10 protein-coding genes and 2 tRNA genes are annotated in these 12,454 nt (G+C 36.0%); 8 read left to right on the top strand and 4 right to left on the bottom strand.

The genetic code is table 11. The features are described 5' to 3' along the window. Positions 1 to 47: 47 nt before the first annotated feature. The 7 genes from RV17_RS11285 (at position 48) to gor (ending at position 7,099) form a co-directional block, all read left to right on the top strand. Positions 48 to 121, top strand: a tRNA-Pro gene (locus tag RV17_RS11285). A 55-nt stretch (positions 122 to 176) separates the two neighbouring features. Then, positions 177 to 250 (top strand) — tRNA-Arg (locus tag RV17_RS11280). 145 nt (positions 251 to 395) lie between these two features. After that, on the top strand, positions 396 to 863 hold the full coding sequence (locus RV17_RS11275; RefSeq protein ID WP_067484428.1) for a CtsR family transcriptional regulator: 468 nt from the start codon (positions 396 to 398) through the stop codon (positions 861 to 863). Positions 864 to 869: 6 nt separating this feature from the next. Continuing rightward, on the top strand, positions 870 to 3,356 hold the full coding sequence (locus RV17_RS11270) for an ATP-dependent Clp protease ATP-binding subunit (protein ID WP_071869258.1): 2,487 nt from the start codon (positions 870 to 872) through the stop codon (positions 3,354 to 3,356). Positions 3,357 to 3,528: 172 nt separating this feature from the next. Beyond that, positions 3,529 to 4,452: a peptidase U32 family protein gene (locus RV17_RS11265; RefSeq protein ID WP_067484434.1), complete on the top strand. Its 924-nt coding sequence runs from the start codon at positions 3,529 to 3,531 to the stop codon at positions 4,450 to 4,452. A 19-nt stretch (positions 4,453 to 4,471) separates the two neighbouring features. After that, positions 4,472 to 5,716, top strand: coding sequence for a peptidase U32 family protein (locus tag RV17_RS11260; protein WP_071869257.1), 1,245 nt, complete (start codon positions 4,472 to 4,474; stop codon positions 5,714 to 5,716). 36 nt (positions 5,717 to 5,752) lie between these two features. Continuing rightward, positions 5,753 to 7,099 carry a glutathione-disulfide reductase gene (gene gor / locus RV17_RS11255; RefSeq protein ID WP_071869256.1) on the top strand — a complete coding sequence of 449 codons (1,347 nt, stop codon included), beginning with the start codon at positions 5,753 to 5,755 and terminating at the stop codon, positions 7,097 to 7,099. 64 nt (positions 7,100 to 7,163) lie between these two features. Here gor and RV17_RS11250 read toward each other — a convergent pair whose 3' ends face one another. The 4 genes from RV17_RS11250 to RV17_RS11235 all read right to left on the bottom strand — a co-directional run bounded on the left by RV17_RS11250 (position 7,164) and on the right by RV17_RS11235 (position 11,194). Beyond that, on the bottom strand, positions 7,164 to 8,150 hold the full coding sequence (locus RV17_RS11250) for a polyprenyl synthetase family protein (RefSeq protein WP_071869255.1): 987 nt from the start codon (positions 8,148 to 8,150) through the stop codon (positions 7,164 to 7,166). 21 nt (positions 8,151 to 8,171) lie between these two features. Beyond that, positions 8,172 to 8,738: a Gx transporter family protein gene (locus RV17_RS11245; RefSeq protein ID WP_071869254.1), complete on the bottom strand. Its 567-nt coding sequence runs from the start codon at positions 8,736 to 8,738 to the stop codon at positions 8,172 to 8,174. An 11-nt stretch (positions 8,739 to 8,749) separates the two neighbouring features. Next, complete coding sequence (locus RV17_RS11240) at positions 8,750 to 9,160, bottom strand: NusG domain II-containing protein (RefSeq protein WP_067484449.1); 411 nt, start codon at positions 9,158 to 9,160, stop codon at positions 8,750 to 8,752. Between the two features lie 99 nt (positions 9,161 to 9,259). Then, entirely contained in the window at positions 9,260 to 11,194 is a 1,935-nt protein-coding gene (locus tag RV17_RS11235; RefSeq protein ID WP_067484452.1) for an NAD(P)/FAD-dependent oxidoreductase, read from the bottom strand. 276 nt (positions 11,195 to 11,470) lie between these two features. On the opposite strand from RV17_RS11235, the gene pplA reads away from it, so the two are divergent. After that, positions 11,471 to 12,403, top strand: a complete 933-nt coding sequence (pplA, locus tag RV17_RS11230; protein WP_067484454.1) for an extracellular electron transfer flavoprotein PplA — start codon at positions 11,471 to 11,473, stop codon at positions 12,401 to 12,403. The last annotated feature ends 51 nt before the right edge of the window (positions 12,404 to 12,454 follow it).

The raw sequence follows: 12,454 nt of genomic DNA, 5'->3' as shown, positions 1-12,454 counted from the left end.
AGGTTAGGGGTTCGACTCCTCTTGGGCGCGTAGTCTTTTTATTTTTTCGGGAAGTAGCTCAGCTTGGTAGAGCACTTGGTTTGGGACCAAGGGGTCGCAGGTTCGAATCCTGTCTTCCCGATTTTTTTTATTGATTTTTTATTAAATTTGTTTTATAATTTTTATTAATTGAATATGCGCCCATAGCTCAACTGGATAGAGTGTTTGACTACGGATCAAAAGGTTAGGGGTTCGACTCCTCTTGGGCGCGTTAATACGGAATAGATTATTCCGTATTTTTTTTGTTCTAAAATAGTATTTTATTGAAACTTTTATTAACTAAAGGCATTCTCCTTTCATTCTTTGTTTAAATTAGCTATAATTAAGGTCAATATTAGTCAAAGGGAATGAAGAAGATGGCACATCAAAATACCTCGGATTTAATTGAGTCATATATAAAAAAAATTCTAGAAGAAAATGAAATGATTGAGATTCGAAGGATTGAAATGGCAGACCTCTTTAACTGCGTTCCTTCGCAAATAAATTATGTTATAAATACTCGTTTTACTATCCAACGCGGTTATTTAGTAGAAAGTAAACGCGGCGGTGGAGGCTATATTAGAATTGCAAAAGTTCGAATTTCTGATAAGAGACATATGTTGGACCAAATTAATCAGCTATTCGATGAAACGATTAGTGAAAAAGATTCATTTTCAATTATCCAAAAACTATATGAAGATAAGATGATTACAAAAAAAGAAGGAAACTTAATGCTTAGTGCTATTGCAAAAAGTACTCTAAATTACAGTGACTTAGAAGGTCATATTCGTGCTAGAATTCTACGATCTTTTTTAGAACGGTTAAGTTATGAAGATGGGAAGTGAAGATTGATGGAAGAACTTTTTAATGAACGGGCCCAAGTAGTTTTAGAAATTGCGCAAGATGAAGCAAAAAGATTAAAACACCAATCTGTTAGTTCTGAACATATTTTGTTAGCTTTAGTTTTAGAACCTAATGGAATTGCTGGAAAAGTGTTACGTGAATTAGGTGTAAATGAAACAGATATTTATGAAGAAATCGAACATTTAATTGGTTATGGTGGCGTAAATAAGTATGCAGAAGGAATTTATCTCCCATACTCACCACGAATGAAACAAATTTTTGCATTAGCTAATAGCGAAGCAAAAAAAATGAATATTCAAAAAATCGGAACAGAACAGATTTTAGCTAGCTTACTAAAAGATGAGAGTATTATGGCTACACGCATTCTTATTAATCTAGGGGTCGATGTTTCTACTGTTCGCCAAATGCTTAAACGAAAAATGGGTATGAATGAAGGACCTAAAAATAATGCTAGTCGTCGGAGAAGTCCGCAAGACAAACGTCAGACCGTTAAAGGAACACCGACCTTAGATTCATTAGCACGTGATTTAACTAAATTAGCGAAAGAAAATAAATTAGACCCTGTTGTAGGTCGTTCAAAAGAAGTGAAAAGAGTAATCCAAGTATTAAGTCGACGAACAAAAAACAATCCTGTTCTTGTTGGAGAACCAGGCGTTGGTAAAACAGCCATTGCTGAAGGATTGGCTCAGAAAATTATTTTAGGTGAAGTACCTGAAGAAATGCGTTCAAAACGCTTGATGATGCTAGATATGGGTTCTTTAGTGGCAGGAACAAAATATCGTGGCGAATTTGAAGATCGTATGAAGAAAGTAATTGACGAAATTTATAATGATGGCCAAGTTATTTTGTTTATTGATGAGCTACATACATTGATTGGCGCTGGTGGTGCTGAAGGCGCGATTGATGCATCAAATATTCTAAAGCCGGCATTGGCGCGCGGTGAACTTCAAACAATTGGTGCGACAACCTTAGATGAATATCAAAAGTACATCGAAAAGGATTCTGCTTTAGAAAGACGTTTCGCACGTATTCAGGTAGAGGAACCTTCAGCTGAAGAAGCAGAAGAAATCTTGCGTGGGTTACGTTCACGTTATGAAGAACATCATGGTGTAGCAATTACTGATGAAGCTTTACGCGCTGCAGTTATCCTTTCTATTCGCTACATCAATTCTAGACAGCTTCCAGATAAAGCAATTGATTTGATTGATGAATCGGCAGCAAAAGTTCGATTAGATCAAACGAGTGATGTAAGCGAGTCAGTTGTAGTTAAAGCTGAGATTGACCGTTTAATTAGTGAGAAAGAAAGAGCAATTCAAAAACAGGATTTTGAAACTGCAGCTCATTTGCGCAACCAAGAAAAGAAAGCTACACAAAAGCTTGAAAAACTTTTGTTGATAGAAGAAAAAAATACAAGTGGTTACGCTAATCGAGTAACGGATGAAGATGTTGCAACAGTTGTGTCTGAATGGACAGGTGTCCCATTACAACAACTGGAGAAAAAAGAAAGCGACCGTTTGTTAGAGTTAGAAACATTATTACATGAACGAGTAGTAGGACAAGACGAAGCGGTTAAAGCAGTATCTAGAGCAATTCGTCGAGCACGGAGTGGGTTGAAAGATCCACAGCGTCCAATTGGTTCATTCATGTTTCTTGGCCCAACAGGTGTTGGAAAAACAGAACTTGCAAAAGCTTTATCCGAAGTAATGTTTGGTAGTGAAGAATCATTAATTCGTGTAGATATGTCTGAATTTATGGAAAAATATAGTACTAGTCGATTGATTGGTTCGCCTCCAGGCTATGTTGGTTATGATGAAGGTGGACAATTAACAGAAAAAATTCGCCAAAAACCGTATTCAGTTATCTTGTTAGATGAAGTTGAAAAAGCACATCCAGATGTTTTTAACTTATTATTACAAGTACTTGATGATGGTCATTTGACGGATTCAAAGGGTAGAAAAGTTGATTTTAGAAATACAATTCTAATTATGACATCGAACATTGGAGCGACACAAATTCGAGAAGAAAAAAATGTTGGATTTAACGTTCAAGATTTAACAAAAGATCATAAAGCAATGCAAAAAAGAATTTTGGAAGAATTAAAGAAAGCCTTTCGTCCCGAATTCTTGAACAGAATTGATGAAACAGTAGTCTTCCATTCTCTGAACAAAGAAGAAATTCGTGAAATTGTTCAAATTATGAGTAAAGCGATTGTAAAACGTTTAGCAGACCAAGATATTGAAGTGAAAATTACCCAAGCTGCAATTGATATCATTGGTAAAGCTGGATTTGATCCAGAGTATGGCGCTCGTCCAATCCGTCGTGCTCTTCAAAAAGAAGTCGAAGATCGATTGAGTGAAGCTTTGCTTAGTGGGGAGATTCATCTAGGTGATCGAGTAACTATTGGTGGTTCGAAAGGGAAAATCACTTTGAATGTTAGAGAACCGAAAGTTAAAAAGGAAATCGTTTCTGTCTGAATTTACATTGGATAAATGACACAAAAATCAATTTTGATTTTTGTGTCATTTTTTTTACTTTCTAACTAAGAAAACCAAAATATATTTTCGAAAATCCAACTTTAAATATAACGGACTATTGGAAAGTTTTTAGACCTATGCTACTATTATGAGGTTGTAGAAGGAGGTAACTATGATCGAAATCATAACTACTGTTGAATCATTTAACCAAGCAGAAGAATTACTAAAAGCAGGTGTTGATACTTTATATTTTGGTGAAGAACAATTCGGGTTACGTTTGCCGGCTTCATTTACTAGAAAAGAACAGCGCGAATTAGTTGAATTAGCACATAAATATGGAAAAAAAGCGAATATCGCTGTTAACGGTATTATTCATCCAGAAAAAATGAAAAAGGTACCAGAATATCTTCAATTTTTAAAAGAAATTGGAACAGATGTCATTACGGTAGGCGACACTGGAATTATTTATACAATGAAGAAAAATCCAGAATTACGTTTGCCGTTTATTTATGATGGTGAAACACTGGTAACGAGCTCACGCCAAATTAATTTTTGGAGTAAAAAAGGAGCTGTTGGTGCTGTTTTATCGAGAGAAGTTCCTTTTGATGAGATGAAAGCAATGGCAGAATCACTAGCAGTTCCAACAGAAATTTTAGTATACGGTGCTACTTGTATCCATCAATCAAAACGACCACTATTACAAAATTATTATAACTATACACAACAAACAGAAGAAGTTGGACGTGAAAGAGGTCTTTTTATTTCTGAACCTAAGAAAGAAGAAACTCACTATTCGATTTACGAAGATAGTCATGGCACACATATTTTTGCAAGTAATGATTTGAATTTAATGAACGAGTTGGAACAATTAAATACTTATCATTATCAAACTTGGAAACTAGATGGTTTATTCACTTCAGGAGAAGCTTTTGTTGAAATTGCTAAGTTATTTGTCGAAGCAAAAAATAATATTTTAGCAGGAAATTGGAACGAAGGAATAGCAAACGAATTAACAGAGAAAGTTCGCAAGTTACATCCAGAAAATCGAGAATTGGATACAGGATTCTTTTATATTGATCCTACTTCAATCAAATAAGGAGTATGACGAAAGAAAAATGACAACCAAAAAGAAATTAAAACGTCCGGAAGTCTTAGCTCCGGCTGGAACATTAGAAAAATTAAAAACGGCTATTCATTATGGTGCTGATGCTGTTTATATCGGTGGAAATGCTTATGGTTTACGAAGCCGCGCGGGTAATTTTACTTATGAAGAAATGGCTGAAGGTGTTGCTTTTGCAAAAGAACATCAAGCAAAAGTTTATGTAGCTGCAAATATGGTTACGCATGAAGGAAACGAAGAAGGAGCGGGAGAATTTTTCCGTAGTTTACGTGATGTTGGTATTTCTGCTGTGATTGTCTCTGATCCAGCATTAATTGAAATTTGTGCAACAGAAGCACCCGGGTTACCAATTCATTTGTCAACACAAGCTTCTGCTACCAATTTTGAAACTTTGGAATTTTGGAAAGAGGAAGGCTTGGAACGAGTTGTTTTGGCTCGTGAAGTATCAATGGAAGAAGTTGCAGCTATTCGTGAAAATACGGACATTGAGATAGAAGCATTCATCCATGGAGCTATGTGTATTTCGTATTCTGGTCGTTGTACGCTATCTAATCACATGTCGATGCGTGATGCAAACCGTGGTGGATGTTCACAATCATGTCGTTGGAAATATGGCTTGTTTGATATGCCGTTTGGTCAAGAACGTAATAGTTTAACAGATTCTGGAGAAATCGAAGAAGAATTTTCAATGAGTGCTGTAGATATGTCAATGATCGAACATATTCCTGAACTAATCGAAAACGGCGTAGACAGCTTTAAAATCGAAGGTAGAATGAAATCAATTCATTATGTTTCTACGGTTTCAAATGTTTATAAAGCTGCGGTAGATAGTTATATGGCTGATCCAGAAAATTATGTATGTAAACAAGAGTGGGTTGATGAATTGTGGAAAGTTGCACAAAGAGAACTGGCAACTGGATTTTATTATGATACGCCGAGTGAGAACGAGCAATTATTTGGTGCGCGACGTAAAATCCCTGTTTATAAATTCGTTGGAGAAGTTTTAGCTTATGATACTGAAACGAAAATGGCGACAATTCGTCAAAGAAACTTATTTTCTATTGGGGATGAAATTGAGTTTTATGGTCCTGGGTTCAATCATTTTTATCAAACGGTAGAAGTTATGTATAATGAGGACGGCGAATCAATTGACCGTGCACCAAATCCAATGATGATTTTAACAATGCCGGTTGAGCAACCAGTTAAACCAGGTGATATGATTCGTAAAAAGAAAGAATAATGACCGAGGCAACTCGTCTTTTCTAGGAGGAACAAAATGAAAACCTATGATTATATCGTGATTGGTGGAGGATCCGGCGGGATTGCTTCTGCGAACCGTGCGGGTATGTATGGCGCGAAAGTTTTATTGATTGAAAGTAATGAACTTGGCGGAACTTGCGTAAATGTCGGTTGTGTACCTAAAAAAGTGATGTGGCAAGCAAGCACGATTTTAGAAACAATTGAGCGAGATGCATCAAGCTATGGAATTCAAGCAGATGTAACGAAGGTTGACTTTTCCGAATTAGTAGAAAAACGTCAAAAATATATCGACTTTTTACATGGAGCTTATCAACGAGGATTAGACAGTAATCAAGTAGATGCAATTAAGGGATATGCAACATTTATTGATAGTCAAACAGTTGAAGTAAATGGTGAACAATACCAAGCACCTAAAATTTTAATTGCGACAGGGGGTCGTGCAAGTCAAATGAAAATCCCTGGTGGTGAATACGCAATTGATTCTAACGGTTTCTTTGAATTAACTGAGTTACCAGCTCGAACAGTTGTACTAGGTGCAGGATATATTGCTGCAGAACTTTCTGGCGTGTTGCAAGGGTTTGGTAGTGAAGTGATGTGGGCATATCGAAAAGAAAGACCCTTACGCACATTTGATAAGATGCTATCAGATAACCTGATTGAAATATACCAATCAGCAGGAATGAAGACTTTTGCTAATCATACAGCGGTTGAGATTATCAAAAATGAAGAAGACTATACAGTTGTTTTTGAGAACGGTAATACGTTAACGGGTGATTGTGTGCTTTTTGCGGGTGGTCGTGTACCTAATACTGAAAATCTTGGACTAGAAAATACAAATGTAACACTTACAAAAAAAGGTTTTGTTCAAGTTGATAAGTATCAAAATACAACAGATGAACATATTTTTGCTGTGGGTGACGTCATTGGGAAAATCGATCTAACACCAGTGGCAATTGCTGCTGGACGCCGGTTATCAGAGCGTTTATTTAATGACAAGAAAGATGAACATTTGGATTATAACTTAGTTCCGACTGTGATCTTTACACATCCACCAATTGCTACGATTGGTTTGACAGAAGAAGAGGCATTGAAAAAATATGGTGAAAAAGAAATCAAAGTTTATCGCTCACGTTTTACTCCAATGTACTTTGCACTGAGTGACTATCGTCAAAAATGTGAAATGAAACTGATTTGTGTTGGAAAAGAAGAAAAAATCGTTGGGCTACATGCTATTGGTGTAGGTGTAGATGAAATGTTACAAGGTTTTGCTGTTGCCATCAAAATGGGTGCAACAAAAGCAGATTTTGATGACACAGTGGCTATTCATCCAACTGGTGCAGAAGAATTCGTAACTATGCGCTAGAAAATTCATAAAATAAAAAACGTTCAAGCAAAAAATCACTATTGATTTTTTTGCTTGAACGTTTTTAATTTGTTCTAGTCAAAATTGTTTGTGTTAAAGTTAATAAATTTTCTTTGGTTTGTTCAGTTGTTTGAGGTAATTTTTGAATATCTTTCAAAGCAGCATCGGTATATTTAGCAGCTAATCGTTGTGCGTGTTTAACACCACCAAATTCATGAACTAATTGTCGGACTGTGTTGACGTCTTCAAGAGTCATATCTCCTCTTTTTTCTAAATAAGGAAGTAAGGCAGCCTGTTCCTTTTGCAAAGAATAAATCAATGGTAGTGAGTAGACACCTTGACGCATGTCTTCCAAAACCGGTTTACCAATTTCCTCACTGTCTTGTGTGTAATCTAAGATATCATCAATGATTTGAAAAGCAAGTCCGATATTTTTGCCAATTTCACCTGCTTTTTTAGCAAAATATTCAGATGTACCACTTTCATAGGCACCAATAAAACAACTCAATTGGAAGAGTTCAGCGGTTTTTCCTGAGATATTTTCTAAATATTCTTTTACAGATAAATTGTAGTGATAACGGTCATCCATTTGTCCAAGTTCACCATCGAGTACTTTTTCCATACTTCTTGAGTTTAGTTGTAAACTTTTAAGTGATGTTGAGTAGTCTGATAATAACTTGAAACAACAAACAAATAAATAATCGCCCGCGTATACGGCAACGGTGTTCCCAAATTGATTACGTAAAGTGGGCTTTCCGCGGCGTAAATCTGACTCATCAACGATATCATCGTGGATGAGTGTTGCTGTGTGTAACATTTCAATTGACGCAGCAAGCGAAATTGCTTTGTCACGATCACGTTCTGATCCAAATTGTGAAAAAAGTAATTGATAAGCTGGTCGTAATAACTTCCCACCAGCATGAATTGTTTCACGAATTGCTTGCTCGACAGGTTTATTTTTAAGATTGATGATTTGTTCCATTTTGGTTAACGTAGCTTCTAGTTCTAAAGCTAAAGTTGGGTAATTTTTCCACATTGGATGTAGATTCATAAAAAACTCCTCGTATAACGATTATTTTTTTAAAAACACTGGGCTCCATTTTTGTTTGGTTTCCCGTTCATAATCCAGTTGGAATCGTTGAAGTGTTTGGACATGCTGTAATAAATAATTTGCGGCAATACCAATTGCGATTCCAGATAAAATGCCAAAAATTGAAAGGACAGGTAGGTACAGCATAACTGTCCAAGATTGAGCAATAAAGGATGCAGTGACTAATTGACCTACATTATGCATAAAACCACCTGTAGCACTGATTCCAATAATGCTGACGCGTTTTGGCCCTAATTGTTTTATCAAAAGCATTCCAAAGTAACTCAATAAAGCACCGCTCATACTATAAAGAAAAGTTGAAATCGTTCCGCCAAGTAAAGTTGTTAAAAATAAGCGCAACCAAATCAAGAGGAAACTATCTCTTTTTTTCATTGTAAAAATGGCTACAATGGTAATTAAATTTGCTAATCCTAATTTTGCACCAGGAGCAAAAGCAAACGGGTAAGGAATCATATTCTCTAATAAACCAATAATGACTCCTTGAGCCACGAGTAAGGAGATATAAATTAATTTTTGTAGTTTGCTCATAATTTTTCCAGCTAGTAAATCAAGCTGTCTGCCTCACTCCCGTCTGTTGATCGAACTTCAATCACTAATTTATGAGGTAAACAAACAATTGTCTCGCCGTTTTTCGTTACCCATCCACGACGAACACAAATTTGATCCCCACAATCTGCTTCTTTCATTCGTATTTTATCACCGGCAATCTCAATAATATTGTAGTCGCCATCTGCATCTGTATATGTGTAAGTATAGCTCTTATTTCCACTGATTAAAGGAAACGTTTTGATTTCTGTTCCATCTACGCGTAAAACAGCTTCTTTTTCTGCAACAGACTGACTTTGTTGACTCCCAAAAATAATAATTGGTAGAAAAGAAAGGACAATCAAAAGCATAATGATGAAAATATCCCATGGTTTGAGTAAACTTTTCTTGATAAAATCTTTCATTCTGTAATTGACCCCCTTGTTCCAGAATAACTGCTCCAATTTTAGCATAGGAACAAAAGAAAGTCCTAGGTTCCCCTAGAACTTTCTTCTAAAATCATTTTATTTTTCACCGTAGCGAGCTTTTGGTCTACCATACCACCAACTACCTAGTGTACGTTGTAACCATGGGATAACCCAACGATCTAAACCAATTGCGCGACCAGAACCATTCATAAGTGCGAATGCTACAAAGATAAACCAAATGTTTACCCAATAGAACATACCTGATAGACAGAAAGTAATGACAAGAACGATTGTTGTTGCACTACATAACCATGTAAATAATCCTGCAATCAATGCTAATGCTAAAGCAATTTCGAAGAAGACCATGAATTTTTGGAAGAACATTGCAACGTCATTATTGGGCATAATAAATTGCATGATTTTTGTAAACCAATTTGGTGATTTTTCGATAACTGCCATTGGTTGTTCGCCATAAGCGTAACTTAAACCAAAGTGTGCAGCTTGTGTAGCTGTTTCTGCTGTTGCTTCACCAGCACCACTCGCAGCTGTTGTTGCATCACCGGCTGCTGATGCGCCACTTGCAACATCTGCAACGTTGTATTCCCATGTCCAAGGGAATACGCTATTTCCTTGGAACCATGAACCTTCACCAAACCAAGTGCTAGGTTTTAGTACTTCACCATCACCAACAATTTTCTTACCAGCTTCTATAAACCATACCAGTCCGTAGAAAACACGAAGAGGAACACTCCACAAAACATTTCCGTAACGTGAAGAATGTCCGCGGGCAACATTACGATCATCTTTAATGTGGAAGAACTCATGCATCAAGTATTGGAACATATAGTAACCAGAACGAATATCGAAGAAATATTTTAAGTTAACGATATGTTTCATAATGATAGCTAAAAATCCGCTTAAATGAATTTTATCAAATAAGTTTGCAACGCCCCATTTGGCTCCAATTGAAACCATAAATCCTTGATAATTTCCTTTGAATTTATGTTTCTCGCCGCCTTTAATAGAAGCGACGATGTTTGCAGCAGCAGTATGACCTGTTTGTTCAGCCGCTTGAACGATTTGAGGAGTTGGTGTATTTGGAAATTCTTCGTAGAATACTAAATCACCAATGATATAAATGTTTTTATCTTCATATCCTTTAGCTTGCATGTATTCATTAGCAACTAGACGTTGGCCACGTGCTGTTTCAAGACCAAAGTCAGCAGCATCCGTTGTACCTTTGACACCAGCAGTCCAAATTAATGTGTGTGTTGGAATTTGACGTCCGTCTTTTAATTTAATGTGATCCGCATCCACTTCAACGATTGGTGAATTTAACAATAGTTCAACGTTGTGCTTTTGTAAGTAACGTTCTGCTTTAGCAGCGTCGTTACGATCAAGCATATTTAAAATTGTTGGCATTGCTTCAACAACCATTAAAGTAATTTCGTTTGGATCTAATTTATAGTCTTTTGCTAAACGAGCTTTCCAATCGATTAACTCACCAATCATTTCAATCCCAGTGAATCCAGAACCACAGACAACGAATGTTAGCATTGCTTTTCGTAAGGCATCATCTGGTTCAATTGCTGCTTTAGCAACAGTTGTTTCAATGTGTTCACGAATTTTTACTGAGTCTTCAAATGACCAAAGTGTGAATCCATGTTCCTTCACTCCAGGAGTTCCGAAATCATTTGGTTCACCACCCATACCTAAAATCAATTGATCAAATGGATAAGTACCTAGTTTTGTTTTAACAATTTTCTTTTCTTTGTCGATACCAATTACTGTATCGGTAACTAATTGCACATTTTTTTGGCGAGAGAATAAGTGTTGTAAGTCATATTGAATGGCTTCTGGTTCAACACGTCCTCCGGCAACTTCATGTAGTTCTGTCATCATAGTGTGATAAGAATGGCGATCAATCAAAGTGATCGTTACGTCTTCTTTTTTAAGTTTTTTTGCCAGTAATTTTGTTGCTGACACACCGGCATACCCTGCACCTACAACGACAATGTTTTGCTTTGTCATTGATAATCCGCTCCTTAGTAAACATTTCAGTTTGATAATTATTACACAATCATTTTACATTATATATACGTTATGTAAATTTGTCTAACTCCTTTTCCATTTTTTAATCAAAAGATTATTAAGCGCTTTTTTAACGAAAGTTACTGAAAGAAAACGATTTACATATTCATGTTATTTTTTTAAGAAAACGGTTGACTTATTGGTGTGATTCATTAGAATGTATAATGAATCACAAATTATTTATAAGAATTATAAAAAGGGATTGGTGGGTTAATAATGAAAAAGAATCGTTTTGTAACTGGATTTGCTGTTTTAGCGTTTTCAGCCTTGGTATTAGGAGCTTGTGGAGCAGACAACAACAGTAGTTCAGAAAGTTCAACTTCAGAATCTTCAGTTGCACAATCTTCACAAAGTTCAACAACTGAATCAACTGCAACTGTAATCGCAGGTGGAGAATTACAAGATGGCACATATAAATTAGAAGAAAAAAATTATTCAAATGGTTATCGTACCGTGTTCACAATCGTTGTTAAAGATGGAAAGATCACTGAGTCAAACTATGACAATGTAAATGAAGATGGAAAATCAAAACAAGAAGATGCTGATTACAATAAAAATATGAAAGCAAAATCTGGTACAAATCCAGAAGCATTTATTCCTGAATTAAATGAAAAATTTGTTGAAGCACAAAACCCAGGTGATGTAGAAGTAGTAACAGGAGCAACTCATTCATCAGAAAGCTTCCAAAATTACGCTCAACAATTAGTCCAAGCTGCTCAAGCTGGAAACACAGAAACAATTGAAATTGATAATGGTGCTGACTTGAAAGATGGTACTTATACTTTAGAAGAAAAAAATGAAAAAAATGGTTACCGTACAACATTTGAATTAACTGTAGCTGATGGTAAAGTTACAAAATCAAACTTTGATTACATCAATGCAGATGGAAAATCAAAACAAGATGACGCTGAATACAACAAATCAATGAAAGAAAAAAGCGGAACTGCTCCAGAAACATACATCCCAGAACTAAACGAAGAATTAGTTAAAGTGATGAGTGAAGAAGACGGTTCACCAGCTGATGTAGAAGTAGTAACAGGTGCTACACATAGCTCACATTCATTTATTATGTATGGTCAACAATTGATCAATGCTGCTGAAAAAGGCGATACAACGACAATTGAAGTTGACAACATCGTAACTAAATAATTAAACAAGAAATGATGACGGGCTGATCACTTAATTGGGATCAGCCTCTTT

It is taken from the genome of Enterococcus thailandicus (assembly GCF_001886265.1).
GTDB lineage: Bacteria > Bacillota > Bacilli > Lactobacillales > Enterococcaceae > Enterococcus_B > Enterococcus_B thailandicus.
The sequence above is the reverse complement of the archived record's forward strand: the minus strand, read 5'-3'. Positions and strand labels throughout refer to the sequence as shown.

Bases quoted from the DNA above. Each gene is read 5' to 3' on its own strand.
- RV17_RS11275 (WP_067484428.1), top strand. From the start codon at position 396: ATGGCACATCAAAATACCTCGGATTTAATTGAGTCATATATAAAAAAA.
- RV17_RS11270 (WP_071869258.1), top strand. From the start codon at position 870: ATGGAAGAACTTTTTAATGAACGGGCCCAAGTAGTTTTAGAAATTGCG.
- RV17_RS11265 (WP_067484434.1), top strand. From the start codon at position 3,529: ATGATCGAAATCATAACTACTGTTGAATCATTTAACCAAGCAGAAGAA.
- RV17_RS11260 (WP_071869257.1), top strand. From the start codon at position 4,472: ATGACAACCAAAAAGAAATTAAAACGTCCGGAAGTCTTAGCTCCGGCT.
- gor (WP_071869256.1), top strand. From the start codon at position 5,753: ATGAAAACCTATGATTATATCGTGATTGGTGGAGGATCCGGCGGGATT.
- RV17_RS11250 (WP_071869255.1), bottom strand. From the start codon at position 8,150: ATGAATCTACATCCAATGTGGAAAAATTACCCAACTTTAGCTTTAGAA.
- RV17_RS11245 (WP_071869254.1), bottom strand. From the start codon at position 8,738: ATGAGCAAACTACAAAAATTAATTTATATCTCCTTACTCGTGGCTCAA.
- RV17_RS11240 (WP_067484449.1), bottom strand. From the start codon at position 9,160: ATGAAAGATTTTATCAAGAAAAGTTTACTCAAACCATGGGATATTTTC.
- RV17_RS11235 (WP_067484452.1), bottom strand. From the start codon at position 11,194: ATGACAAAGCAAAACATTGTCGTTGTAGGTGCAGGGTATGCCGGTGTG.
- pplA (WP_067484454.1), top strand. From the start codon at position 11,471: ATGAAAAAGAATCGTTTTGTAACTGGATTTGCTGTTTTAGCGTTTTCA.